The organism is Bradyrhizobium sp. WBOS08, assembly GCF_024585125.1.
GTDB classification, from domain to species: domain Bacteria; phylum Pseudomonadota; class Alphaproteobacteria; order Rhizobiales; family Xanthobacteraceae; genus Bradyrhizobium; species Bradyrhizobium japonicum_B.
This window is the reverse complement of sequence record NZ_CP028988.1, coordinates 3,836,564-3,861,333: the sequence shown is the minus strand read 5'-3', so window position 1 is coordinate 3,861,333 and position 24,770 is coordinate 3,836,564. Positions and strand designations below refer to the sequence as shown.

At 66.0% G+C, this 24,770-nt stretch carries 21 protein-coding genes; 7 read left to right on the top strand and 14 right to left on the bottom strand.

The genetic code is table 11. The annotated features are described in order from the left end of the window. The first annotated feature begins 73 nt into the window (after positions 1-73). The gene (locus DCM80_RS18355; protein WP_257192966.1) at positions 74-1,696 is read left to right on the top strand and encodes a DUF882 domain-containing protein; all 1,623 of its coding nucleotides are present in this window, start codon (positions 74-76) and stop codon (positions 1,694-1,696) included. A 116-nt stretch (positions 1,697-1,812) separates the two neighbouring features. On the opposite strand, the gene DCM80_RS18350 is transcribed toward DCM80_RS18355, so the two are convergent. The 3 genes from DCM80_RS18350 to DCM80_RS18340 all read right to left on the bottom strand — a co-directional run bounded on the left by DCM80_RS18350 (position 1,813) and on the right by DCM80_RS18340 (position 3,158). Next, positions 1,813-2,238, bottom strand: coding sequence for a DUF1801 domain-containing protein (locus DCM80_RS18350; RefSeq protein ID WP_257176751.1), 426 nt, complete (start codon positions 2,236-2,238; stop codon positions 1,813-1,815). 151 nt (positions 2,239-2,389) lie between these two features. Further along, positions 2,390-2,662: a DUF2312 domain-containing protein gene (locus tag DCM80_RS18345; RefSeq protein WP_008546273.1), complete on the bottom strand. Its 273-nt coding sequence runs from the start codon at positions 2,660-2,662 to the stop codon at positions 2,390-2,392. A 190-nt stretch (positions 2,663-2,852) separates the two neighbouring features. After that, on the bottom strand, positions 2,853-3,158 hold the full coding sequence (locus DCM80_RS18340) for a DUF1244 domain-containing protein (protein WP_257176750.1): 306 nt from the start codon (positions 3,156-3,158) through the stop codon (positions 2,853-2,855). A gap of 174 nt (positions 3,159-3,332) precedes the next feature. On the opposite strand from DCM80_RS18340, the gene DCM80_RS18335 reads away from it, so the two are divergent. Then, positions 3,333-3,923, top strand: a complete 591-nt coding sequence (locus tag DCM80_RS18335; protein WP_257192965.1) for a DUF1036 domain-containing protein — start codon at positions 3,333-3,335, stop codon at positions 3,921-3,923. Then, positions 3,920-5,356 carry a pyruvate kinase gene (gene pyk, locus DCM80_RS18330; protein ID WP_028138382.1) on the top strand — a complete coding sequence of 479 codons (1,437 nt, stop codon included), beginning with the start codon at positions 3,920-3,922 and terminating at the stop codon, positions 5,354-5,356. The genes DCM80_RS18335 and pyk overlap by 4 nt, the downstream gene beginning before the upstream one ends. 150 nt (positions 5,357-5,506) lie before the next feature. On the opposite strand, the gene DCM80_RS18325 is transcribed toward pyk, so the two are convergent. Next, complete coding sequence (locus tag DCM80_RS18325; RefSeq protein WP_257192964.1) at positions 5,507-6,187, bottom strand: TetR/AcrR family transcriptional regulator; 681 nt, start codon at positions 6,185-6,187, stop codon at positions 5,507-5,509. Between the two features lie 507 nt (positions 6,188-6,694). Further along, positions 6,695-6,859 (bottom strand): Flp family type IVb pilin, encoded by a 165-nt coding sequence (locus tag DCM80_RS18320; RefSeq protein ID WP_126258786.1) that lies wholly within the window; start codon positions 6,857-6,859, stop codon positions 6,695-6,697. Between the two features lie 415 nt (positions 6,860-7,274). Between DCM80_RS18320 and DCM80_RS18315 the strand changes: the two genes are divergently transcribed. The 4 genes from DCM80_RS18315 (at position 7,275) to DCM80_RS18300 (ending at position 12,161) form a co-directional block, all read left to right on the top strand. Beyond that, on the top strand, positions 7,275-8,780 hold the full coding sequence (locus DCM80_RS18315; RefSeq protein WP_257192963.1) for a hypothetical protein: 1,506 nt from the start codon (positions 7,275-7,277) through the stop codon (positions 8,778-8,780). Between the two features lie 32 nt (positions 8,781-8,812). Beyond that, complete coding sequence (locus tag DCM80_RS18310) at positions 8,813-10,315, top strand: hypothetical protein (RefSeq protein WP_257192962.1); 1,503 nt, start codon at positions 8,813-8,815, stop codon at positions 10,313-10,315. A 158-nt stretch (positions 10,316-10,473) separates the two neighbouring features. Further along, positions 10,474-11,469: a glycosyltransferase family 2 protein gene (locus DCM80_RS18305; protein ID WP_028138388.1), complete on the top strand. Its 996-nt coding sequence runs from the start codon at positions 10,474-10,476 to the stop codon at positions 11,467-11,469. Between the two features lie 8 nt (positions 11,470-11,477). Further along, entirely contained in the window at positions 11,478-12,161 is a 684-nt protein-coding gene (locus DCM80_RS18300) for a class I SAM-dependent methyltransferase (RefSeq protein ID WP_257192961.1), read from the top strand. Positions 12,162-12,163: 2 nt separating this feature from the next. On the opposite strand, the gene DCM80_RS18295 is transcribed toward DCM80_RS18300, so the two are convergent. The 9 genes from DCM80_RS18295 to DCM80_RS18255 all read right to left on the bottom strand — a co-directional run bounded on the left by DCM80_RS18295 (position 12,164) and on the right by DCM80_RS18255 (position 24,710). Beyond that, a complete protein-coding gene (locus tag DCM80_RS18295; RefSeq protein WP_257192960.1) occupies positions 12,164-13,543 on the bottom strand; it encodes a hypothetical protein in 1,380 nt (459 codons plus the stop codon). 201 nt (positions 13,544-13,744) lie between these two features. Then, positions 13,745-14,977 carry an APC family permease gene (locus tag DCM80_RS18290; protein WP_257192959.1) on the bottom strand — a complete coding sequence of 411 codons (1,233 nt, stop codon included), beginning with the start codon at positions 14,975-14,977 and terminating at the stop codon, positions 13,745-13,747. A 9-nt stretch (positions 14,978-14,986) separates the two neighbouring features. After that, positions 14,987-16,063 carry a universal stress protein gene (locus tag DCM80_RS18285; RefSeq protein WP_306594393.1) on the bottom strand — a complete coding sequence of 359 codons (1,077 nt, stop codon included), beginning with the start codon at positions 16,061-16,063 and terminating at the stop codon, positions 14,987-14,989. A gap of 20 nt (positions 16,064-16,083) precedes the next feature. After that, the gene (ftsH, locus tag DCM80_RS18280) at positions 16,084-18,009 is read right to left on the bottom strand and encodes an ATP-dependent zinc metalloprotease FtsH (protein ID WP_097659839.1); all 1,926 of its coding nucleotides are present in this window, start codon (positions 18,007-18,009) and stop codon (positions 16,084-16,086) included. A 275-nt stretch (positions 18,010-18,284) separates the two neighbouring features. Next, entirely contained in the window at positions 18,285-19,343 is a 1,059-nt protein-coding gene (gene tilS, locus DCM80_RS18275) for a tRNA lysidine(34) synthetase TilS (RefSeq protein ID WP_257192958.1), read from the bottom strand. Between the two features lie 82 nt (positions 19,344-19,425). Further along, on the bottom strand, positions 19,426-20,520 hold the full coding sequence (ybgF, locus tag DCM80_RS18270; protein ID WP_257192957.1) for a tol-pal system protein YbgF: 1,095 nt from the start codon (positions 20,518-20,520) through the stop codon (positions 19,426-19,428). Between the two features lie 216 nt (positions 20,521-20,736). Beyond that, positions 20,737-21,225: a peptidoglycan-associated lipoprotein Pal gene (pal, locus tag DCM80_RS18265; protein ID WP_018317777.1), complete on the bottom strand. Its 489-nt coding sequence runs from the start codon at positions 21,223-21,225 to the stop codon at positions 20,737-20,739. A gap of 270 nt (positions 21,226-21,495) precedes the next feature. Continuing rightward, positions 21,496-22,236, bottom strand: a complete 741-nt coding sequence (locus DCM80_RS18260) for a hypothetical protein (protein ID WP_049820397.1) — start codon at positions 22,234-22,236, stop codon at positions 21,496-21,498. Positions 22,237-22,379: 143 nt separating this feature from the next. Further along, positions 22,380-24,710, bottom strand: a complete 2,331-nt coding sequence (locus tag DCM80_RS18255; protein WP_257192955.1) for a bifunctional diguanylate cyclase/phosphodiesterase — start codon at positions 24,708-24,710, stop codon at positions 22,380-22,382. Positions 24,711-24,770 lie beyond the last annotated feature (60 nt).

Below are 24,770 nucleotides of genomic sequence, written 5' to 3'. Positions count from 1 at the left end.
TAAGAAAGCGTTCATCCTCTTTCGCACTGCTAACGGGGTTGGCGGGAGAGTCCATTGAACGCTCGTCGACTGGGTGGGCTCATACGTGCTGACTGGTCTCGCACGCCAATTTGCTGTGCTGTCGTTGTCCCATGCGGGAGTGAAGGCCGGTTCGCGGATCGGCCTCACTGCCGCATTGCTGCTTGCAGGCGCAGGCTCGGTTCATGACGCCGCCGCGCTGAACGAGACCAAGACGCTTTCTTTCCACCACACCCATTCCGGCGAAGACCTCACCGTCACCTTCAAGCGTGACGGGCGCTACGACGAAGCCGCGCTGAAGCAGCTCAACCACTTCCTGCGCGACTGGCGCACGCAGGAGGCGACGGTCATGGACCGTCGCCTGTTCGACATCCTCTGGGAAGTCTATCGCGACGTCGACGGCAAGCAGCCGATCCAGATCATCTCCTCCTATCGCTCGCCCGCCACCAACGCCATGCTCCGCCGCCGCTCATCCGGCGTGGCGCGCTCCAGCCAGCACATGCTGGGACATGCGATGGACTTCTACATCCCAGGCGTGCCGCTGGAGCAGATCCGCTTTGCCGGCCTGCGCCTGCAGCGTGGCGGCGTCGGCTTCTATCCGACCTCCGGCTCGCCCTTCGTGCATCTGGACACCGGCAGCGTCCGGCACTGGCCGCGCATGACGCATGACCAGCTCGCCCGCGTCTTCCCGGACGGCAAGACGGTGCACCTGCCGACCGACGGCGTGCCGCTGAAGGGTTATGAGGTCGCAAAGGCCGAGATCGAGCGCCGCGGCAGCGGCGACGATGCCGGCAGCAAGCCGAGCTTCTTCGCGGCGCTGTTCAAGGGCAAGTCGGCAGCTCCGGCCGCTAGCGACGAGGATGACGAGGGCGCACCCACCCCGGCCGCGAAGCCGGCGGCACCGACCGTCGTCGCAGCGGCAGCCAAGCCCGCCGAGCCGGTGCCGACGCCGCGCGCCAAGCCGCAAATGGCCATGATCCAGCTCGCCTCGGCCGATGCGCAGCTCGTTGCGCCACCCAAGCCGAAGCCCGCGCCGGTGGCTGACAAGCCCGCTGCCGCCAAATCCGTCGACGGCAAGCCGGAGACCCCGGCCGACATCATCAATGCCCGCGGCTTCTGGGATGATGTCCCGGCCACGCCGCAGCAGGCGACGCCGGCCCAGGTCGCCGCACTGAAGGCCCGCCAGGCTCTTGCCGCCGCCACCGATCCGCAACCAACCGCGAGCCTGCCCAACACAGCTCTTCAGGCACTGGCTTACGCGCCGGCCGCCTCCCCGGTCGACCGCGCCAATGTCGTCGCCGCCTCCGCGCCGATCCCGCGTTCGGCCCGCCCCGCATCGCGCAGCCTTGCTCAGGCAACGGAAATCAACACGGTGGTCGGCAAGAGCATCGACGGCATGGTCGCGACCGCGACGCGCCTCTCCGCCGCCAAGGGCGAGAGCGTCTGGCTCAAGGTCGTGATGCTGTCGCCGAGCGCCAGCCATGCAATGTCGGTGACACTGATGGGCGAGCTCGATACGGCGGCGCTGCGCGCCTATTTCGTCAAGCCGCGCGCCGTGATCGCGATGGGTTTTGCCGAGGATCCGATGCAGGGCCTGTCCTGCGATACGTTCTCCGGCAGCGCCACCGCGAAGCTCCAGACGACGTCATTCGTCGTGCGCACCGCCGCGCTGCGCTGAGCGCCGCTGCTGTTTCCGGAATTTCGCTCTCGTAGCCCGGAAGCGCAATCCGGGAATCATGCTGCATGCAACGACGGCCCGGATTTCGCTGCGGTCCATCCGGGCTACGGATGGTGCTACCGCGCCTTCTTCCCCCGCCGGTCCCGATGATAGGTCAGCGCCAGCGACAGACAGATCGATAGCTCCCGTTTCGGCAGCTTGCCCGACACCGGCAGCAACAGCGCCCTGGTCTGCCGATATTCGAACCGGTCGGGAAAGCGTTCGCGGAACGTGTCGATCAGGGTCGTCTTGCAGTTGAAGAGAATGGCGGCTGCATCAGAGTCCTTGACGCGGCCAAGCCGGATCGTCGATCCGCTGCCGGTCTCATCGGTCAGATAAGCCGGCTCGCCCCATTTCAGGGTCTCGGTAAGGCGGCCGATATGCTCGTCCGCAGCGGCAGTCGCGAAGATCAGGTCGCGCACCTGCAGCAGCCGCTTGCCGATCGGCGCCGGAAGAGCGCCGAAGGCACGGTTCAATTCGCGCGGCAGCGGTGGCGCAGTCACGGCGGTCTCCGTTCACGACGAAGTGCAACACGCCAGTCTTGTAGCCCGGATGGAGCGCAAGCATCCCGGGGAATGCGTCCTGTACTGCAAGAACCCTGATTTCGCTTGCGCTCCATCCGGGCTAGGGCAGTGGTGCTCGAGGCGACACGCCTCATATCATGCCGAGCGCCTGCATGTAGGTCTCGAGAATCGTCTCGGCCTCGGCGCGCTCGTTGGGGTCCTGCTTGCGCAGGCGCACGATCGTGCGCAGCGCCTTGACGTCGTAGCCGTTGCCCTTGCTCTCGGCATAGACGTCGCGGATGTCGTCGGAGATCGCCTTCTTCTCTTCCTCCAGCCGCTCGATGCGCTCGATGATGGACTTGAGCTGGTCCTTGGCAAATTTCGTCGCGGGCTCGTCGTCGCGGACGGCGGCGGAGGTGGCCATCTAGGTACTCCCAATGGAACTGGCAAAACGAGGTGACGCCGGCATCCTCACCGCGCGTGCTGGCTAGAACCCTTAGGGTCGGTGCCAACGGCGTTCAAGGCAGCATCGCGCTCGTCCACAGCGCGCCCACACCTTCCTGCTGCGGGGCGCAGAAAGCTGTTGTGTGGTGCGACTCAGGTGTTTCGCGAACTCAGTGGCCGTGCGGATGGACCTTCTTCATCGTCTCGAGCTGCTGCGGCGTCGCCGTGCCCTGGTATTTTGCTTTCCAGGTCTCATAGGGCATGCCGTAGACCGCCTCCCGGCTCTCGTCCTTGCTCAAGGCGACGCCCTGGGCGTCGGCGGCTTCCTTAAGCCAGTTGGACAGGCAGTTGCGGCAGAAGCCCGCCAGATTCATCAGGTCGATGTTCTGAACATCCGTCCGCGTCTTCAGGTGATCGACCAGGCGCCGGAAAGCGGCCGCCTCGAGCTCGGTCCTGGTTTTGTCGTCGATTGCCATGGCTGTATCCCCTTGGGCCTGCCCCGATCGGTCACCCTTACGGGATCAGGTGGGCACTGTCACAGATTTTGCCATATCCCGGCGCAAACCGGCCCGAAGCTGGCCTGCCGCTCTTTGGGGGCCGTTCCCGGCCCTACGCCAAATCGTCAATGATCTGGTATAGCTACCGCGACAATGATTGCCGAATCTCCCCGCTCCCCGCTTCGCCTGCTCGCCCGGTTGGTCCCGGTGCTGATGGTCGCCTGGCTATGCCTTTGGGCCAGCCCGGCCGCCGCCGATTTCCGCCTCTGCAACAACACGTCGAGCCGGGTCGGCATTGCGCTCGGCTACAAGGACGCCGAGGGCTGGACCACCGAGGGCTGGTGGAACATCTCCTCCCGCTCCTGCGAGACCCTGCTGCGCGGAACGCTGGTGGCCCGTTACTATTACATCTACGCGATCGATTATGATCGCGGCGGCGAGTGGTCGGGGCAGGCCTTCATGTGCTCGCGCGACAAGGAGTTCACCATCCGCGGCACCGAGGATTGCTTGGCGCGCGGCTACGACCGGACCGGCTATTTCGAGGTCGACACCGGCGAGCAGCGGGCCTGGACGGTGCAGCTGACCGACGCCAACGAACAGCCGGCGCAACAGCGCGTGCCCGGCCTGCCCGGCCCGGTCGGCCCGGGCGGGGTTCCCGGTTTGCCCAATGGCCCTCCCGGTGCTACGCGTGCTACGCCCCCCGCCTCGCCCGGCCTGCCACCCCCGTCTGGAAATAAGCCATGAGGCGTCTTCGCCGTATCAAGATTCTCGCGACCCTGGGACCGGCGTCGTCAGACCTCGCCATGATCCGCCGCCTGTTCGAGGCCGGCGCCGACTTGTTTCGCATCAACATGAGCCACACCCCGCATGACAAGATGCGCGAGCTGGTGGCGACGATCCGCAACGTCGAGTCGAGCTACGGCCGGCCGATCGGCATCCTGGTCGATCTCCAGGGCCCGAAGCTCAGGCTGGGTGCCTTCGCCGAAGGCTCGGTCCAGCTCCAGAACGGCCAGACCTTCACGCTCGATTCCGACAAGGCGCCGGGCGATGCCACGCGCGTCCAATTGCCTCATCCCGAGATCCTGGCCGCGCTCAGGCCCGGCCACGCGCTGCTGCTCGACGACGGCAAGGTGCGCCTGATCGCGGAGGAGACCTCGAAGGAGCACGCGGTGACGCGTGTCGTGGTCGGCGGCAAGATGAGCGACCGCAAGGGCGTCAGCCTGCCCGACACCGACCTGCCGGTCTCCGCCATGACGCCGAAGGACCGCGCCGACCTCGAGGCCGCCCTCGTCACCGGCGTCGACTGGATCGCGCTGTCCTTCGTGCAGCGCGCCGACGACGTGCTCGAAGCCAAGAAGATGATCCGCGGCCGCGCCGCCGTGATGGCCAAGATCGAGAAACCGCAGGCGATCGACCGCCTCGCCGACATCATCGAAGCCTCCGATGCTCTGATGGTCGCGCGCGGCGACCTCGGCGTCGAGCTGCCGCTGGAGCGCGTGCCGAGCCTGCAGAAGCAGATGACGCGCATGGCGCGCCGCGCCGGCAAGCCGGTGGTGATCGCGACCCAGATGCTGGAATCGATGATCCAGTCGCCGGTCCCGACCCGCGCCGAAGTCTCCGACGTCGCCACCGCCGTCTATGAAGGCGCCGACGCCATCATGCTGTCGGCAGAATCGGCCGCCGGAAAATTCCCGGTCGAAGCGGTCTCGACCATGAACCGCATCGGCGAGGAGGTCGAGCGCGACCCGACCTACCGGTCGGTGATCATGGCCCAGCGCCCGGCGCCGGAAGCCACCGCGGGCGATGCCATCGCCGATGCCGCGCGGCAGATCGCCGAGACGCTCGACCTGCCCGCCTTGATCTGTTGGACCTCGTCGGGCTCGACCGCGGTGCGCGTGGCGCGCGAGCGGCCGAAGCCGCCGATCGTGGCGATCACCCCGAACATCACCGCCGGCCGCCGGCTCGCGGTGGTCTGGGGCGTGCACTGCGTGGTGGCCGAGGACGCGCGCGATCAGGACGACATGGTCGCCCGCGCCGGCCAGATCGCGTTCCGCGACGGCTTCGTCCGCGCCGGCCAGCGCGTGATCATCGTCGCCGGCGTGCCGCTCGGCATTCCCGGTACCACCAACATGGTGCGCATCGCCTCGGTCGGCCCCGAAGGCGACGCGAATATGTAGGTCCGCTTGGGCCCGCCAAGCAAAAAATCGAAAAACAACCCCATGCACAGTAGCCGGAGCCTTCGGCGCGCTTGCTATGGTTTCACGAAAAGACTTGCCACGTCAGCGGCTTGAGCGGAATCAGGCCGCCGCCTGCCTCACGCGGCGATTTTACGCGCCAACCAGCGCCTTCGCCGTCGGAAGCAGCGTCTGCTGCACCACCAGGCCGCGGGCGCGGGCGTCCATGACGCCGACCGCGCGCAGCGCCAGCAGCGTCACGGTCTGCACCGCATCGCGCAACTTGGCGGGATCGTCGAGATTGTCGGGCGCCAGCGGGCCGACCAGCGCCTCGTGCAGCGCGCCGAGCAAAGCGGTGGCGGCGAGCGCGGTGTCCTGCGCCGGCAGGTGACCGGCCCGCACTGCGGCGTCGATCCGGGCGGCCATCTCGCCCGCGATCTCGCGCCGGCTGGCGAGGCGCGAGGCGCTGACATCGACATCGACGGGCTCGGCCAGGATGCCCCAGGCCAGCCGGCGCTGCGACAGGGTGTGGACCGCCACGGTCGTCACGGCCGCGGCCAGCGCCGAGGACGGGCCCGGGGCGGCGTCGGCCGCCCGCCGGATCGCCGCGAGTTCGTCGCGGGAGACCTCGGCAATGAGTTCAGAGATCAGCTCGGCCTTGGAGGGGAAGTAGCGGTAGACCGTCCCGGCCGCGACATTGGCCCGGACCGCGACCGGCGCGATCTGCACCGCCGCCATGCCGCCTTCCGCCGCGGTCTCCCGCGCCGCCGCCAAAATCGCGCTGCGCCGCGCCGCGAGGCGCTTCACCACTTGATGCGTCCGCCGATAAACCATGGCGCGCTTCCTGTCCCACACGCCAGCCACACGCCCTGCGGCCGAACGCGTCGTCACGTCAAAGATGCAAATCGTCCCGCAAGGACTGAACAACTATTCAGGGGAGATGACAAGATGGGAAATGCGTGGAGCGTCATGGCGACCGGACTGTAGCGCCAGCCCTGAAGGCGAAGGCCGATCAGGCCTTGCTCGCTCTAGCTCGCTGCGGATCCTGCTTCCAGAAAGTAGCCAAGATGCAGCCCGCGGGCTCCCTGGGATTCGCAGGACGAGATGCCTGGCGCGCCAGTCCGAAACAAACGCGTGGGACGCTCCCCAAGCGGCCGCCGCAAACACATAAAGGCCCGTGCAGGGTTGTCAGATCGATAACTGCACTCGTTACCGAGCTCATGAAGCGGGCTCGCACCAGTGCGGAGGCCATGCAACTGGCAGGCCCGACGCACAGTCCCGCCAAAAAAGGAAGGAGCCCCGTCAAGGACAGGGCTCTCCGAAATTCCGAGGTCGTCCGGCTTACTTGAGGCCGGTCGAGATCGCGGTGAACTTGGTGTTCAGCGTGCTGCCGAGATTGTTGACGACGGTGATAATCGCCAGCGCGATGCCGGCGGCGATCAGGCCGTATTCAATGGCGGTGGCGCCGGATTCATCCTTCACGAAACGCGCAACGAGGTTCTTCATGGAGTGCTCCAAATGAGTACACGAGGCTTACAACTGATCTGGTCTTTCCGGCTTCCCAGCGCCGCCGACCATGAAACCGAACGTAGAGGCAAAGAATTGCGCCGCAGTTAATTCGACTGCGTAAACACCGGGCGGATTGCGTGTGTCGGCCGATGGTAAAATCAAATCTAAAACAATCTGTTAAATTGTCGGGACCTGAGACCGGCAGAGCGCTGCGGATTTACCCGAAGTTATGACCGCCGTGATCCAATGCCACCCGCTCGAACTGAAGCGCGACGAGCCGAAGCCTTCGTCGCGTTTCACCGTCGTTGCTCGGGCGTGATCTCTCGGAAAACCGCACCACACTTTGCGCGAACGCGGCGCTGCGGGTCCGGATCATGCTCGACCGACAAGGACAACAGGACGACGAGGCGGCATGTCCCTTTCCTTTGCCGACGGCATCGCGGTGCAGAGCCGCGCGAGAGCTCTCGTGCCGCTGTGCGCCGGTGCCGGCGCCTATCTGCTCTTCCTCTATCTCGGCGACACGCGGCTGCAGGATTCCGACACGTTCTGGCAGATCAAGATCGGGCAGTGGATCCTCGATCACCGCGCCATGCCCACCATCGACCTCTATTCCTTCACGCGGACGGGCGCGCCGTGGATCTCGACGTCGTGGCTGTCGCAGGTGCTGTTCGCCTCCTCCTATGCGCAATGGGACTGGGCAGGTCCCGTCATCCTCACGGCGCTGGGCGTCGCGCTCGCGGTAGCGATCTTCGTCCATCTTCTCGGCACGCAGATCGAGGCCCCACGCGCCGTGCTGTTCGCGATGCTGGCGCTGCTGCTGTCGGCCCACCACGTGCTGGCGCGTCCGCATATCCTGGCGCTGCCCGTCATGGTGGCGTGGATCGGCCTGCTGATGGCGGCTGCCGACCGCAGGAGCGCGCCGTCCTGGTACTGGCTGCCGCTGATGGCACTCTGGGCCAATCTGCACGGCGGCTTCGTGCTGGGCCTGGCGCTGATCGGCCCGATCTCGCTCGAGGCCGTCGAGCATGCCGAGAAGGGACGGCGGCTTCGACTATTCATGCGCTGGGTGCTGTTCGGAATCGGCGCGCTGATCGCGAGCTGCTGCACGCCCTACGGCTGGCGCACGCTCCAGGGCGCGACCAGCATCCTCGGCCTCGGCGAGCTGCTGTCGCTGATCTTCGAATGGATGCCGGCGAACTTCGCCACCTTCACCCCGTTCGAAGGCGCCCTGCTCGCCCTGATCGCATTCGGCTATTATCGCGGTCTCGTGCTGTCGGCGCCCCGGATCTTCCTGATCCTGTTCCTGACCTGGAGCGCGCTGACCCATGTCAGGAGCATCGAGGCATTTGCGTTCCTGGTGCCGCTGGTGCTGGCAAAGCCGCTCGGCGAGATGTTCCCGCGCGCGGCGGCTGACGGCGCGGGTGCCGATCGCTGGCCGGCCCGCTATGTCACCGCGACAGGCGCGCTGATGATCGTGGCGGCCAGTTGGACCTCGACGTCGCTCTACATGGCGCACCACCGCTTCAGCTTCACGATGACGCACACCCCGGTTGCGGCGGTCGACCTGCTCGAGCAACGCAAGGTGCAGCGCATCTTCAATGCCTATCAGTTCGGCGGCTATCTGATCTCCCGCGATATTCCGGTCTTCGTCGACGGCCGCGCCGAGCTCTACGGCGAGAAATTCGTGGTGGACTTCTTCAAGGCGACGGAGGGCAAGAAGCCCGAATTGCTGCCGCGCCTGCTCGACGAGTACAAGATCGACGCCACGCTCCTGGTCGCCGACGCGCCGGGCCCGCAGATCCTCGACCAGCTCAAGGGCTGGAAGCGTATCTATGCGGACGACATTGCCGTGATCCATGTCCGAGACCATGCGGAGGGCGCGGCGGCGACACCTTCGAATCTGACAGGCCGGCCTTGACCATTCCGGCTGCTCCCGGCTCGGACCGATCGGTGGCGATTGCCGTGCTTGCCATGCTGGCGGCCGTCTCGTTTCTTCCAGTGCTGCTGACCCCCATCCCCGCGATGGTCGATTATCCCAATCACCTCGCCCGCATGTACATTCTGAGCCAAAGCGGCACCCCCGATGCCAATCCGCATTACGAGGTGGCCTGGGCATTCTATCCCAACCTCGGAATGGATCTGCTGGTCCCGCAGATGGCGCGACTGATCAGCGTCGAAAGCGCCACACGGCTGTTTCTGCTGCTGAGCCAGGTGCTGATCGTTTCCGGCGCGCTGCTGCTCGAATGGGTCCGGAAGGGACGGGTGCAGCTTGCCGGCTTCGCTGCGCTGGCTTTCCTCTACTGCCTGCCGTTCAGCTGGGGCTTCGTGAACTTCGAGTTCGGCCTCGGCCTCGCGCTCTGGGGCATCGCCGTCTATCTGCTGCTGGCGGAAGGCCCATGGCCGGCGCGTTTTGTCGCCAACTTGATCTTCGTCGCTGCGCTCTATGTGGCGCATTTCTTTTCGCTCGGCATCTACGGCGCGACGCTTGGCCTTTTCGAGCTGTCGCGCATCCGCCAACGGCAGGTCGCCTATCCCGTCGCGGCCGCGCGCCTTGGCGCGTTGGCGCTTCCCGCGCTGGCGCTGCTTGCGATCATGCACGTCACTGCAGGTTCGGTCGGAAGCGAAGGCACGAGCTGGTTCCTGGCATTCAAGCCGGTCTGGCCGCTCCGCATCATGAACGGCTACAATTTGACGACGGCGGCAGCGACCGGGCTGGCGCTGGCGATCGGCGTGTTTATCGCCGCAAGACGCGGCGTCCTCAGGCTCGAGCCGTCAGGCATCTGGCTCGCGGTCGGTTTTGCGCTGCTCTATTTCGTCATTCCTTCGAAGCTGTTCGGAACCTCGTTCGTCGATCTTCGCGTGATTCCCGCCGCGGCTCTGATCCTGCCCGCCTTCTGCTCGCTGTCGCTGCCGAGCCGTGCCTGGAGGATGGCTGCACTCGCCGGGATCAGCGGCATCATCCTGCTCAATCTCGCCGTCGTTCTGTCGGTGTGGCTACCTTACCGCGCCGATTACGCGGCGATCATCGCCTCGTTCCAGAAGATCGATCACGGCTCGCGCATCCTGGTCGGCAGCGCGGACGATCATGGAGACCCGCCCTTCGCCGACCTCACCTCGTATCCGATGTATTATGCGCCGACGCTGGCCGTGCACTACGCAGGCGCGTTCGTGCCCAACCTGTTCACCGAGGTGGGCAAGCAACCCGTGCGGCCGCGCGAGGCCGTGCGCAATATATCCATTCCCTATGGAGGGCCGGTGCCGGCGGGCCTGCTGGCCGCGATCGCGACGGGCCAGCCACCTGCGGACGTTCCGCCATTTGTCCACACCTGGTACCGGGATTTCGACTACCTCTATGTGCTGGGATCGCCGGCCGCCAATCCGCTGCCGGATCGGCTGGAGTTGCTGGAGAGCTCGCAGCGATTTGCTCTCTACAGGATCCGCCGCAAATCCTAGAGCCGAGCCGGCGCCCCCAAGCGTGGTTAACCGGCTTCCGGCTCTCGGTCCGTCCTCCGCCGATGTCCAGGGCGCTAGACCCTTAACATTTGCGGCAAGGCGACCTTAACCACCGGCTTATAGACTCCCGCCCCTGCAACCCAGTCGGAATCCCTCGCATGGCGGCCAATTCCAGATCGATCCGCTACAGCCTCGTCATCCCCGTGTTCAACGAGGAAGCCGTGCTGCCGGTCCTGCTGCGCCGGCTCGACCAGGTCATGTTCCGGCTCGACGGGCCGGCAGAAGCGATCTTCGTCGACGACGGCAGCAGCGATTCCAGCTCGATCGTGCTGCGGGCACTCGCCGCGCGCGACTCGCGCTTTCGCTACATCGGCCTGTCCAGGAATTTCGGTCATCAGATCGCGATCACCGCCGGCATGGACGCCGCGCAAGGCGACGCGATCATCGTCATGGATGCCGATCTGCAGGATCCGCCCGAAGTGATCGAGCAATTGATCGCGAAGTGGAAGGAAGGCAACGACATCGTCCACGCCCGCCGCCTGTCGCGCGAGGGCGAAAGCCGCTTCAAGCGTGCGACCGCGCATCTGTTCTACCGGCTGCTCGGCAGGATGTCCTCGGTCGGCATCCCCGCCGATGTCGGCGACTTCCGCCTGATCGATCGCAAGGTGCTGGAGGCACTCCGGCAGATGCCGGAGCAGGATCGCTTCGTGCGCGGCATGATCGCCTGGCTCGGCTTCCGCCAGGCCGAGGTGGCCTTCCATCGCCTCGAGCGCGCCGCCGGCGAAACCAAATACCCGCTGTTCAAGATGGTCCGGCTGGCGGTGAACGCCGCGCTCGGCTTTTCGGATCTGCCCTTGCGGCTTGCCATCTGGTGCGGATTGACGGTGTCCGGGCTCGCGCTGCTCTACGGCGGCTGGGTTGTGCTGTTGTGGCTGGGCAAGGACAGTCATCTCGTGACCGGCTGGTCGTCGACGATCGTCGTCGTCTCGCTGCTGTGCGGCATCAACATGCTGATGACGGGCATCGTGGGGCTCTATGTCGGCCGCATCCATGCCGAGGTGAAACGCCGCCCGCTCTACGTGGTGCAGGCACGAATCGGCTTCGATCGCGACGAGACGGCGGCGACGCCGGCGATCCACGCCGTCAACGAGTAGTCCAGCACATGACCGAGCTCTTCGACGGGTATCACGACAATTACCGTGACGTGGTCCAGTCCTCGATCGACTTCTCGGGCCTGCCGCATGATTTCTTCATGCGCGCAAAGGCCGACCTGCTGCGCGATCTGATCACAGAGCGGCTGGACGTCGAGAAGCCCGACATGCTGGACGTCGGCTGCGGCGTCGGCAGTCTTCACCCGCTGCTGCACGGCATGGTCGGCCGCCTCAGCGGCATCGACGTCTCCTCGGCCAGCCTGGCGCAGGCGCGCGCCCGCAATGGCGGGGTCGACTACCGCGAGTTTGACGGCCGCACTTTTCCGTTTGCCGATGCCAGCTTCGATCTGGTCACGACCGTCTGCGTGATGCACCACATCGTGCCGGCGCAATGGGCGCAGTTCATCGCCGAGATGCGCCGCGTGACGCGTCCCGGGGGACTCGTCTGCGTGATCGAGCACAATCCGTACAACCCGCTGACGCGGCTTGCCGTCGCGCGCTGTGAGTTCGACCGGGACGCCGTCTTGCTCGGGGCCGGCACGACCCGGAAGCTGATGGCAGCCAGCGGCCTGCGCGAGATCGGCGCGCGGCACTTCCTGCTGCTGCCCTGGGACAGCAAGCCGGCACGGCGCCTCGAAGACGCCCTCAGCGGCGTCTGGCTCGGAGGCCAATACGCCGCCTTCGGGACTGCCTGAACCTAGCGCTGCGGCGTATCCCGCCGCTTGTGCACGACTGCCACATCGTCGCTGTAGACGCGCTGCCACTGCGGCAGCCGGTCGAGCAGTGCGACCGCCGGCGTACGCGGTGCGAGCAGCGTCGCACCGATCTTGTACTCGTCGAGCAGCTTGAGAAAGTCGTCGAGGTCGATCAGCGCCAGGGCACGATTGTAACGGTTGATGAACGGTCCCCCGTACAGCTCGCCGCGACCGTCGATGAAGGTGGGAATGCCGGCAAAGATCAGATAGCCGCCGAAGGAGTAATCGTTGAGCACGGGCCCCGCCTCGGCGAGTTTGGCCTGGGCGACGGCGGCCTCGGGGGTGATGGCCGGAGCCGGCCTGATGTCACGCGCCAAGGCCAATCCGCTGATTGCGATCAACACACCGAGCCCAACCCAATTCAGGCCGCGCGGCGCGACCGTTGCACCATCCTCGGTCGCTCCGCCGAACCTGCGCCCCAGCGGCGCCGCCAGATAGAGCGGCGCCAGCAGGGCCAGCAGATCCGCATTGCGGATTTGCGCCAGCGCGAAATGCAGCAGGCCGATCACCACCAAGGTCCGCACGACCGGCAGCGTGACGCCGCGCGAGAGCGCAAAGATACCGGCGAGCAGCAGCAATTCGAAGCCACTGACGTGGCTGAAGTCCTGCGGCCGCCATTCTCCGATCCAGGCGAGCGCGGAGCCGAGGCCGAGCGTCGTCAGCGGCATCAGCAGCGGTTCCGGCCCATGCGGCGTCAGGCAGGACGCGGCGACGGCAAGGGCCACAAACGGCAGCCACCGCAGCAGCACGCGCGGCCATTGGGCGCGCTCTTCGCGCAGCAATGCCTCGAGCACCGCCGGTCCGATCAGGCCGAGCGCCAGCACCACGCTGCCGTGCAGATTGCTCCACAGCACCAGAAGCGGCAGCGCCCAATATGGCGGAGGGCCGCGGCGGTCCATGCAGCGGACCAGCGCAGCCGCCCAGGTCACCATCAACGGCAGCACCAGCACATGTGGCCGTGCCAGCATGTGCGGCGCCAGCAGGACGACGGCCGCGATCACCATGAGCAGCGTCAGGGCTGGCGAAAGCTCGCGCAGCAGGAAGAACGTGAGAAGGGCGAAGGCGAGCGCGATCGCCGCGGCCGCGATGGCGACGACGCCTGGCCAGCTGGACAGCGCGTATATCCCGGCATAGACGACCTCGGACAGCCATTCGAAGGTGATCCAGGGCGCGCCATGCCTGGAAAGCGAAAACGGGTCGCTCGTCGGCAGGGTGCCGTGTGCGATGATCCAGCGTCCGAGCTCAATGTGAGAATAGCTGTCGGGGTCACCGAGCAGCCGCGGCCCGGCCACCAGCAACACAGCATAAACGGCGAGCCCCACGACCCAAGGGAGCGTTGCTCGTGCCGAAAGCGGTTGAACCGCGCTGTGAACGACCTGATCAGTCATGGCGGGCCAAAGTAGGCCGCAAGCGTTAAGTTCTTCTTTAATGTTTCAGGCATTGCTCCAACGCGCGGTCAGGAGCGCCGCGTCTACCCCCCGCTTCAGCCGCCGCGTACTTCGTTCGCCGAACCCAAGCTCGCACTATGCGAGGAGATCGATCAGGAGCAATGCGGCGCTCGTAAACAGTCCTGCAATCGGCACCCAGATGGGCACGAGGAACACGCCGGCGGGAGGCTTGGATTCTCTCGTCTTGATGCGCAGGAGCGCCAGGTTGACCAGGACGAAAGCCCCGAGGGTCAGACGTGAGGTCCATTCGGCCAATCCGGTCAGGGGAATGCCGAGGGCGAGGATCAGGATGGCGCCCACGCCGAACAGGGTTGCAACCACCGGGGAGCCGCTTCTGGCGTTCACCCTGGCGAGAAAGGCCGGAAGGCTGCCTTGGTCCGCAAGCCCGTACAGCACACGTCCGATCATCAGCATGTGAACGATGATTCCGTTGACCGTCGCAACGATGGCGATGACGCTGAGCACCGAGAGCGGAAGACCGGTCAACCGCTGAAAGACCAGTGCAAGCGGAGCCGAGGAGTGCGCGAGCTCGGCCGGGGGCACCGCGACCACCGCAACCCAGACGACGGTCATGTAGAGGAACGCCGTCACGCCCAAGGTGATGAAGAGCGCCCAAGGCAGCGTCCGGGGCGGATTCTTCATTTCCTCGGAGATGTTCACGAGGTGCTCGAACCCGATGAATGCAAATACGGCGAGCAGCGACGTCTGTGCGATCCCGGTCCACGCCGCTTTATCGCTCAGGGGCACCAACAGTTCGGGCAGCCGGGAGACCAGGGCGTCGCCCTGAAACAGTCCGGCGCCGACAATGAGCACCAATCCTCCGATCTCCACGACCGTCATCAAGCCGGCGAAGCTGATGGACTGAACCGCGGACAGGCAGGCGACCGCTCCCATCGCAAGCACGACGCCGGCGATGATCCAGCTGGCAGGCAGCGGCAGGAACACGCTGATGTAGCCGGCGCTGCCAACGGTGATGGTCGCGCCGGAGATCGTCGCGGCGGCCACCACGAGCAGCCCCGTGGCACCGCTGAGCCATTTTCGATGAAACGCGGCCTGGACATAGGCGGCCTCGCTCGCAGCAACCGGCAGTCGCGTGCCCAGCTCGGCAAAGCTCCCGGCCGTCACGCCCATCACGACCGCCGCAGCGAGGAACGCCAGGGGTGCATGCATTCCGCTCCGCGCGGCGGCCGCTCCCACCAGGACGTAGATTCCGGCACCGATCGTCACGCCGAGCCCGTACAGCACCGCGTGCGTCAGCGTCAGCGATCTGATCAGTCTTGTAGACCCGGGCGGCGCCACCTCCTGCATGTCTAATCGTCAATGCGAGAACAGAATCGGGATCGGCGGCTTGGACAGCAGGCCCCTGGTGGCGCCGCCGAGCACGAACTCCCGCCATCTCGGCGTTCCGTACGCGCCCATCACGAGGACGTCGATGCCGTGGGACAGCACGTGAGACGTCAGGACCTCGTCGATCGGCTTGCCCTCGGCATCGATCTCGTCGCGCACGACCTCGATGCCGTGACGAGCGAGGTTCTTCGCCAGCTGTTCGCCCGAATGTTTGGAATCCAGGGCCTTTTCGTTCGTGACGGTCACGACGCGCACACGTCCTGCGCCTTCGAGCAAAGGAAGCGCAGCGGAAACCGCTCGCGCAGCGGTACGGCTGAAGTCCCAGGCCACGCAAACGGCATCGAGCCGGAATGGACGCGAGCGGGGAGCGGCGGGCAGGATCAGCGTCGGCCTGCCGGATTCGAAGATCACCTCTTCTGCGTACCATCGATCATGGGAGTCCGGCGCCGCCATGATCGTGAGATCGCGGAGCCTTGCATAATCTGCCAGCAGTGCGGCCTCGCCGGCGGATGCACATTGCTCGAAGATGGTCTCGTGCCGAACGCCGGATTTCGCGGCCGAGGCTTCGAATGCTGCGAGCAGCGCTTGCGCATTCTCGCGGCTCTTGGTCGCCTCGCGCGCAACAAGCGCGGGTATGTCCAGGATGACATCCCCGAGCAGGCTTGCGCGCACTTCCGCATGGACTTCGCAGGAAATGGCTGCGAGGTGCGCATCCAGGACGGCGGCTACCGAAACGGCATCGTCGATCACCGAAACCGGCGTCGGTTCCGGATAGCTCGCCAGGGTCAGCAGAATATCCTTGAAAGCCATGTATCCTCCTTTGACGAGTCGGAGCCTAACGCCGAGGAGGCGCTCTTTATTGATCGACCGCAGCGATTCAGCCGGGATGGCTGTGGCAAAACGGCCTAGGCGCGGACGGCGACGACCGGAACAGAGCGCCCTGGTTCGGCGGTGCTCGCTTTGCCGGAAGCAGCCAGCAGGATGCCGGCTCGCGAACGCGGACTCAGAGAACAGAAAAAAACGCGGCGTTTCCGCCGCGTTCTTCAATTCGGTGTGCCGCTGCTCGATTACGCCTGCGGCTGCGGCTCCAGGCCGGGATCCGCATCGGGCCGCGGGCGCGGCGACTTGCCGGCCGGAGGCACCGCGGAGGCGCGCGGCGTGGTCGGTTCGAGCACGGATTCGCGGTTCGGCTTCTTGCCCTTGAGCAGATCGACGATCTCGTCGCCGCTCAGCGTCTCGAACTCGAGCAGACCCTTGGCCAGCGCCTCGAGGTCGGCATGCTTCTCGGTGAGGATGCGGGTCGCTTCCTTGTAGCCTTCCTCGACCAGACGGCGGATCTCGGAGTCGATCTTCTGCACCGTGGCCTCGGAGGCGTTCTGCGTCCGCGACACCGACATGCCCAGAAACACTTCGTCCTGGTTCTCTCCGTAGGAGACCGTGCCGAGCTCTTCCGACAGGCCCCAGCGCGTCACCATCATGCGAGCCAGCCGCGTGGCCTGCTCGATGTCGGAGGCGGCGCCCGAGGTCACCTTCTCGCGGCCGAAGATCAGCTCTTCGGCGACGCGGCCGCCCATCATGATGGCGAGGCGCGAGGTCATCTGCTCCAGAGACATCGACAGCTTGTCGCGCTCGGGCAGCTGCATGACCATGCCGAGCGCGCGGCCGCGCGGGATGATGGTCGCCTTGTGAATCGGATCGGTCGCGGGCACGTTGAGGCCGACGATGGCGTGGCCGCCCTCGTGATAGGCCGTGAGCAGCTTCTCTTCCTCGGTCATGACGAGCGACTTGCGCTCGGCGCCCATCATCACCTTGTCCTTGGCCTCCTCGAACTCGGCCTGCGTCACCATCCGCTTGTTGCGGCGGGCGGCGGTGAGCGCGGCCTCGTTGACGAGGTTCATCAGGTCGGCGCCGGAGAAGCCGGGGGTGCCGCGCGCGATGGTCTTGAGGTTGATATCCGGCGCCAGGGGCACCTTGCGGACGTGGACCTTGAGGATCTGCTCGCGGCCGACGACGTCGGGATTGGGCACCACGACCTGGCGGTCGAAGCGGCCAGGACGCAGCAGCGCGGGATCGAGCACGTCGGGGCGGTTGGTCGCTGCGATCAGGATCACGCCCTCGTTCGCCTCGAAGCCGTCCATCTCGACCAGCAGCTGGTTCAGCGTCTGCTCGCGCTCGTCATTGCCGCCGCCGAGGCCGGCACCGCGGTGACGACCGACGGCGTCGATTTCGTCGATGAAGATGATGCAGGGCGCGTTCTTCTTGGCCTGCTCGAACATGTCACGGACGCGGCTCGCGCCGACACCGACGAACATCTCGACGAAGTCCGAACCCGAAATGGTGAAGAACGGCACGTTGGCTTCGCCCGCGACCGCGCGTGCGATCAGGGTCTTACCGGTGCCGGGAGGGCCGACCAGCAGCACGCCGCGCGGAATGCGGCCGCCGAGGCGCTGGAATTTGCCGGGATCGCGCAGGAATTCGACGATCTCCTGCAGGTCCTGCTTGGCTTCGTCGACGCCGGCGACGTCCTCGAAGGTGACGCGGCCATGCGCTTCAGTCAGCATCTTGGCGCGCGACTTGCCGAAGCCCATCGCCTTGCCGGCGCCGCCCTGCATCTGCCGCGACAGGAAGATCCACACGCCGATCAGCGCGATGAAGGGCAGCCAGGAGACCAGCAGCGAGACGAACCACGGCACGTTGTCGCCCGGCGGCTTCGCGGTGATCTGCACCTTGCTGTCGTACAGGCGCTTCACCAGCGTCGGGTCGTTCGGCGCATAGGTCTGGAAGCTGGAGCCGTTGGTGAAGGTGCCGTGGATGTCCGGCCCCTGGATCACGACGTCGCGCACATTGCCGCGGTCAACCTCGCTCAGGAGCTGCGAGAAGGCGATGTCCTGCGAGGAGGCTCGCTGGCCCGGATTCTGGAAGAGCGTGAACAACGCCAACAGCAGCAAAACAATGATGACCCAGAGGGCGAAATTGCGCAGATTGGCGTTCATCGATCTTCCTTCGTGGTCGCGCGGATCGCGGCCTGGTCCTTCAGGAGTTACTTGGGCGAGCTAGAGAAAATCCCCAAGGAATCCTCTCGGTTACGCATACAATCTAGGTGCCGCCCGGGTCGCTGCCAAGGGAATGAGATGGGACTATTTAGCCCATCTTAGAGCGATTCCCGCTGAAAAAATGGCGCCCGGAGCGGGGTTCTTCCTGCCTGGTTAAGGTGTCCTGAGGGTGCGGGGCCGAAATGGCTGGTGTCATGATCCGCCCTCGCCCACGCCTATCCGCCCTTGCGGCGCCGGGCCGGCGCCGGTGCGATGTGGATACGCCCGCCGGCAAGGCTGATCAAGGCTCCCGCAAGGGTCTGCTTCAGAACCGGCTGGCGACCGGCGCGGGCGCGGAGACTTGCCGCAATGGCCTGATCCAGCACGGACATCAAGGTTTCGACCTTGCCGAGTTCCGCAGGCCCTTCATGCCCGAGCGCGTTGATGGCCCGCAGCAGGAGCCGCAGCCGGACTTCATCCGGCAGGGCGGCAAAGGCCGCAGCCTCGAAGCTTCGCGCTCCCGACTGCGGCGCTTCGCCGCGATCCCGCAAACGGAGGAAGCGCTCGGCGCCGTCGGCGAGCACCTCGACCGCCGCATTGGCCCGCGCCAGCCTGGCCGCAAGCCGCGCCAGATTCCTGCTGTCGCCGCCCTCGGCCGCCAGAAGCGGCAGCAGCGCGCGCAGCCGCGGCCGGGTGAAGGCGGTGTCGCGGTTGGTGGGGTCGTCGGCAAAGCCGATCTTGGCCCGCTTCAAGGTTGCGACCAGCTGCGACTTCGGGACGTCGAGCAGCGGCCGCGCCAGCACGATGCCGTCGCGCTCGCTGAGAGGGGCCATGGCCGACAGTCCCGCAAGTCCGCTGCCGCGCAACAGGCGCATCAACAACGTCTCGGCCTGGTCGTCGCGGGTATGGGCGGTCAGCACGTGGCTCGCGCCGACGGCACGGGCGGCTTCCGCGAGCAGGCGGTAGCGCGCCTCGCGCGCGGCCGCCGGCAGCCCCGTCTTCGGCTTGACGCCACGCCAGCGCAGGGTCCGGTGCGGCAGCCCGAGCTCGGCGGCGAGCCGCTTGACCTCGCGCGCCTCGCGCCCCGCCTCTTGCCGCAGGCCGTGATCGACCGTGACGACGGTGAGCAGCGGCGCGCGCGGAAGGCTGCGCTGCCAGCGCGCCGCAAGCCACATCAGCGCGACCGAATCGGGGCCGCCGGAGACGGCGAGCACCAGCGCCGGCGCGCTCTTCAGGCCGGCGAAGAGGCGACTCGCCTCGCGGGTGGAGATCGGAGAATTGTCATCGTCTGACATGGCGCTGCCCGGCAATCGCCAGCGAATGGCGGGCGCAATCTAGCGCAGCGCCATCCGTTTTGTCAGCGATCCGCGCGGTGGATCAGCACTTCACCCGCTTCTGCTCACGGTCCACGGCCGCTTTGACGCCGGCGGAGGCGCGCGGATATTTACGGCCGACCTCGCCGAAGGCGGCGCAGGCGGCCTCCTTCTCCTTCAGGGCGGCGAGCGACTGGCCGAGCCGGAGCAGCGCATCCGGGGCCTTGGCCGATTTTTCGTATTTGGTGGTGACGGCGAGGAAGGCTTCGGCGGAATCGCGATATTGCTGGCGCTGGAAGTAGCTCTCGCCGAGCCAATATTGCGCGTCTCCGAGCAGCGGATCGCTCGGATATTTCTGCGCAAAGTTCTTCATGGTCTGCTCGGCGAGCGCATAGTCCTTGCGCTGCATGTAGCCGATGCCGAGGTCGAACTCGTCGCGCGGCGTGGCCGAGGGCGGCAGCGTGGTCAAACCGGGCGCGCCCGCAGGCGCCGGATAACCGGGCTGGGCCGCCGGGGGGGCCGCCTGCGGCTGGTAGCGCGGGCTGGTGTTGGCGAGATCGAGCGGCTCTCCGGCGCCGCGGCCGCCGGGCGAGCCGATCTGGCCGCCGGGCGAGCCAATCTGGCCGCCGGGCGCTCCGGCCTGGCTACCTGCCGGCATCGGTTGCTGCCCGCCGCCGAGCGCGCGCGGCGCGCCGGGCGCGTTCGGGTTCTGGTTGGGATCGAAGGCATCGCCGCGGCGGCGTGTGCCGGGGGCGCCGGGCGCCGGCTGCTCCTGAACGATCGGCGCGGGAGATGCGATCTGCGGCTGCTCGTAATGCGGCTGCACGGCCTGCTGCTGCGGCTGGCGATAGCCCGGCGCGACCTGACTTGGTGCGATCTGGGCGGGCGGCATCGCCGCGGCACTGGGCGCCTGTCCGGGCGCGGCCTGCGCGCCGCCCTCGAGCGCCCGCAGCCGCTCCTCAAGCTGGCGGTTGCGGTATTGCAGCTCTTCGTTCTGGCCGGTGAGCTGGCGCAGCTGGTTCTCCAGCCGCTCGATCCGCATCTCGGGATCGGCATCATCCGATTGCGCGAAGATCGATTGCGCGAGTGCGGGCGAGCACAAAGAGAGCAGCGCGGCGGTCGCCACGGTGCCGGTAATTGCCTTGAATTTCGATGACATCTTGCCCTGACGACGAAAGCGACGTGGCGCGCGGCGGACCATTCGCCGTGCCACACTATGAGAAAGGGAGTACGCCAAAACTGTGCCTGCCACCAAGAGGTTTTAGGTCACGGATTGCTGATACGAAACCGGCGCCCGAGAGGGCGCCGGCATAATCGGTTTCTGAAGATGAACGGCGCCTGACCGAGCGTCAGCCTTGGCGTCAGGATCTCGGCGTCAGGAGCTCGCGTTCAGCACGGTGACGGCGCGACGGTTCTGCGACCAGCATGAGATGTCGTTACAGACGGCGACCGGCCGCTCCTTGCCGTAGGAGATCGTGCGCATGCGGTTCGGATCGATGCCGCGCGAGGCGAGGAACGAACGCACCGACTGGGCACGGCGGGCGCCGAGCGCGATGTTGTATTCGCGGGTGCCACGCTCGTCGGCATGACCTTCGACGGTGAAGCTGTAGCGCGGATAGGTCTGGAGCCACTGCGCCTGCTTTTCCAGGGTCACGATCGCCTGCGGGGTCAGATCGGTCTGGTCGCTTTCGAAGAACACGCGGTCGCCGACGTTCACGACGAAATCCTGCTGGCTGCCCGGCGTCGCCGCATTGGCCATCGCATCCGTCGCGGCATTCTTGTTGGCGCAGGCGCCCATCGACAGCGCGACGGCGAGCACCGCGACCAGCTTCAATCCCTGGAGGATACGCATAGGATGTTTCATTCCGGAGCCTCCACGCTCACGTTAGTCCACTGCTGTCCGGTCTACAGGGGGTTGGTTAAGCGAACGTTCCGTCAACCTTGACGGAACCTTGCCTCAGCCGATCAAATGCCCCCAACCGGCGAAAAGCACCCGTCATGGTTAATGGGTTGTAAATGTGGCGCGAGGGTGAAGGCAAGCGTCCGCGGCGGCGAAAACCGGCTAAAATTAAGCCCGGTCCGGGCCTGGCGCTGGACGGCAGCTCGGTTCGAGGGCATGCGCCCCGACGGGCTCTCAGGAATAGACGACCAGCTTTGGACGTTCGGAGGCCAGTTTCGGCGAGACGCCGCTCAGCGATGACGCACTGCTGGGCCCAAACAGCATGCGTCGCTCGAAGGCGCTCGAGCGCATGATCGGAAAACGCGTCAACACCCTTTCCCGCACGGCGCGGAAGTCAGACGCCATCAACGCGACCTTTGCCAAGGCATTCGGGAACAAGCGCGGTTCTGCGATGGTCTCGTTGAGAAAGACCCGGCGATAGAACGCCTCGTGCGCGGGACGGACGAGCGCGAGCCCGGTATCGGCATTGAAGTGCTCGCAGGCCAGGAAGACGAGCCGCACCGTCACATAAGGCAGCTCCGGAAAACACTTGGCTTTTTCCGGGCTTGCGACGAAGCGGGCCGGATCGATGAAGACTTCGCCGCGATCGAGGCGGGGGTGAAGAACGTCGCCGAACAAGTCGGTGGTGCAGGACGCCCGCTGTTCTGACGTCAGCACGTGAAGACGGATAGAGCTGCAGAGCTCTCCGTCGACATACACTCCGAAGATCCGGGCATTGGGTGCATCGTCGTAGCTATCGCTGTAGCGCTCGGACTCCGACGGCGGAATCAATCCGCCACGCGTATAGGCCCGATAGCGCATCTGATAGAGCTGATCTTTCTCCTCAGGAGTCTCGATGGATCGGTAGTCGACGCGGTCGAACAGCGCTCCCCCCCGCACAGAGAGCGAAGCGCGCGGTTCGGCTTCGGGCTTCATCCAGCATTCCTCGACTGACAAACAACCCTCGCGGGTGGAACAGGATTAACACCTTCTTAACGCCGGCGCAATTGAAGCACCCGGTTAGGGTTAACCCTGCCAGTTGCAGAAAACCAGGGATTTCCCGCAGTTTTACGGAGGTGTCAGGCGATCGATCGCGAGGCGACGGTCAGCTGATCGTCGGGCAAGCGGCGGCCGTGCGAGGCATTCAGCAATTGCCGAACCCTGATGGCGGGCACCGGCCGGCTGAAGAGATAGCCCTGCCCTTCGGTGATGGTCCCGTCGGCGCTGATCAGTTCGAGCTGCTCGTTGGTCTCGATGCCCTCGACCACCACCGACATGCCGAGATCGGCGGCCAGCCGCGCCACCCCGCGCAACAGCGTCAGCGGCCGATCGGTATCGATGCCTTCGAGGAAGGAGCGGTCGATCTTGACCTTCTGCATCGGGAAATTGTGCAGATAGCTCAGGCTGGAATAGCCCGTGCCGAAATCGTCGAGCGAGATGCGCACGCCGAGCGCATGAAGCTGCGAGAGGATGTCGTGCGTGAGCTGGGTGTTGCGCAGCAGCGAGGACTCGGTGATCTCGATCTCCAGCCGATGCGTCGGCAGGCCCGAGACTTCGAGCGCATAGCGGATCTCGCTCAGCACGTCGCGCTGGTGGAATTGCTGAGGCGAGAAGTTGACTGCGACGCTGACGCCGTCCGGCCACTTCATGCATTCCATGCAGGCCCGCCGCAGGATCCAGCGGCCGAGATCGACGATCAGGCCCATGTCCTCGGCAACCGGGATGATGTCGGCCGGCGAGACCGTGCCGCGCACCGGATGGTTCCAGCGCAGCAGCGCCTCGCAGGTGGTGATCTTGCCGGTCTTGAGGTTGACCAGCGGCTGATAGAACAGCTCGAATTCCTCGTTGGCGAGCGCCTTGCGCAAGTCCAGCTCCAGGATGCGGCGGGCCTCGACGGTCGCCGCCATCTCGTCGCGGAAGAAGCAGAAGGTACCGCGGCCGTCGGCCTTGGCCCGGTACAGCGCCATGTCGGCGTTCTTGAGCAGCGTGTCGGCGCTGGCGCTGCCGTCCGGGGAGGTCAGCGCAATGCCGACGCTCGCGCCGATCTCGACGAGGTGGTTGTCGATGCGATAGCGCTCGCTGAGGCGCTCGACGATGCGGCGGGCGAGGCTGGCGGCGTCCTCCGGCGAAGAGATGTTCTGCTGGAACACGACGAATTCGTCGCCGCCGAAGCGGGCGACGAAATCGTCGGGCCGCAGCATCTCGCGCAGGCGATTGGCAACCGCGCACAGCAGCTGGTCGCCGCAGGGATGGCCAAGCGTGTCGTTGACCTGCTTGAACTGGTCGAGGTCGACGAACAGCAGTGCGGAGAGGCGCTCGGCATGATGCGAATTCGCCAGCAGCCGCTCGATCTCGTCGTGGAAGCTGACCCGGTTGGGCAATGCCGTGAGCTCGTCGTAGCGGGCAAGATGGGTGATCCTCGCCTCGGCGTTCTTACGCTCGGTGATGTCCTCGATCAGCATGACCGTGCCGCCATCGGCCATTGGCTGGAAGGTCCAGGACAGCGCGCGTCCGCGCGCGATATCCGGATCCGAGGTCAGGAGCTCGCGGACCCGTCCGTCCTCGATCTCCCGGAGGATCAGGTTGCCGTTCTCGGCCGAGATGGAGCCGCCGCTGACGCACGCCGCGATGATTTCGGATGCATTGGGGCCGCGCTGGACGAGATCGTCGGGCAGATTCATCATTTCGCTGAAACGATGATTCATCACCGCAAGCTGCCCGTCGACACGGAACATGCACAGGCCATGGGGCATGTTGTTCAACGCGCTGTCGAACTGGCCCGCCAGGGCCGCTTCGCGTTCGCGCGCCACGAGCGCGCGCATGAATATCCTGTGCAGATTGGCCGAGATTTGTATGACGGCCACCAGAAACGCGGCGCACAGGACCGACATGACGATGTAATAGGGCGTGCCACGCCACGCCAGCGCGACCACCGTCGAACCGAAGCAAAGCGTGGCCTGCAGCTGATATATCCATTGCCGTCCGTACGCGCGGCCTGCACCACCCGCCACGAAGCCCGTGGTCGTGGAGAGAGAGATCATATGGGCGACGGCATCGTCGCTGACCAACAGCGTGGTGGTGCTCCAGATGCCGACGGCGGCGGCCTGGATCATCGCCCCGATCTGATGCCGGTTCTTCCATCGCGCCGCTTCGTCGGTGGTCAGCGTCGACTTGCGCATCTGGTACCGCCGCAAGTCGAACGCCCGGATAGCGCCGGCGAGGATCAGGAGCGCCACACACGCCCAGATCAAAGGTTCTCCCGTCTTCAGCGCGGTCGCGGCCGCCGCAACGACGCCGAAGACAAGCCCCGTCAGCAAGGGAGCTGGCGTTTCGAACAGCGAATCGATCAGCGCGGCCGAAATCCTCGGCGACGCCGGCTCAGGTTCTCCGCTCTGGCTTGCGAACTGCATTGGTGTTTGTACGCGCGTCCTGTTTGGCGCGTACTTTTACCCGGCTCAGGTGAAGTCTTT

Excerpts from the sequence above, each read along its gene's own strand:
- DCM80_RS18345 (WP_008546273.1), bottom strand. The coding sequence starts at position 2,662 with ATGGCCACCTCCGCCGCCGTCCGCGACGACGAGCCCGCGACGAAATTT.
- DCM80_RS18340 (WP_257176750.1), bottom strand. The coding sequence starts at position 3,158 with ATGGCAATCGACGACAAAACCAGGACCGAGCTCGAGGCGGCCGCTTTC.
- DCM80_RS18335 (WP_257192965.1), top strand. The coding sequence starts at position 3,333 with ATGATTGCCGAATCTCCCCGCTCCCCGCTTCGCCTGCTCGCCCGGTTG.
- pyk (WP_028138382.1), top strand. The coding sequence starts at position 3,920 with ATGAGGCGTCTTCGCCGTATCAAGATTCTCGCGACCCTGGGACCGGCG.
- DCM80_RS18325 (WP_257192964.1), bottom strand. The coding sequence starts at position 6,187 with ATGGTTTATCGGCGGACGCATCAAGTGGTGAAGCGCCTCGCGGCGCGG.
- DCM80_RS18320 (WP_126258786.1), bottom strand. The coding sequence starts at position 6,859 with ATGAAGAACCTCGTTGCGCGTTTCGTGAAGGATGAATCCGGCGCCACC.
- DCM80_RS18315 (WP_257192963.1), top strand. The coding sequence starts at position 7,275 with ATGTCCCTTTCCTTTGCCGACGGCATCGCGGTGCAGAGCCGCGCGAGA.
- DCM80_RS18305 (WP_028138388.1), top strand. The coding sequence starts at position 10,474 with ATGGCGGCCAATTCCAGATCGATCCGCTACAGCCTCGTCATCCCCGTG.
- DCM80_RS18300 (WP_257192961.1), top strand. The coding sequence starts at position 11,478 with ATGACCGAGCTCTTCGACGGGTATCACGACAATTACCGTGACGTGGTC.
- DCM80_RS18290 (WP_257192959.1), bottom strand. The coding sequence starts at position 14,977 with ATGCAGGAGGTGGCGCCGCCCGGGTCTACAAGACTGATCAGATCGCTG.
- ftsH (WP_097659839.1), bottom strand. The coding sequence starts at position 18,009 with ATGAACGCCAATCTGCGCAATTTCGCCCTCTGGGTCATCATTGTTTTG.
- tilS (WP_257192958.1), bottom strand. The coding sequence starts at position 19,343 with ATGTCAGACGATGACAATTCTCCGATCTCCACCCGCGAGGCGAGTCGC.
- ybgF (WP_257192957.1), bottom strand. The coding sequence starts at position 20,520 with ATGTCATCGAAATTCAAGGCAATTACCGGCACCGTGGCGACCGCCGCG.
- pal (WP_018317777.1), bottom strand. The coding sequence starts at position 21,225 with ATGAAACATCCTATGCGTATCCTCCAGGGATTGAAGCTGGTCGCGGTG.
- DCM80_RS18260 (WP_049820397.1), bottom strand. The coding sequence starts at position 22,236 with ATGAAGCCCGAAGCCGAACCGCGCGCTTCGCTCTCTGTGCGGGGGGGA.
- DCM80_RS18255 (WP_257192955.1), bottom strand. The coding sequence starts at position 24,710 with ATGCAGTTCGCAAGCCAGAGCGGAGAACCTGAGCCGGCGTCGCCGAGG.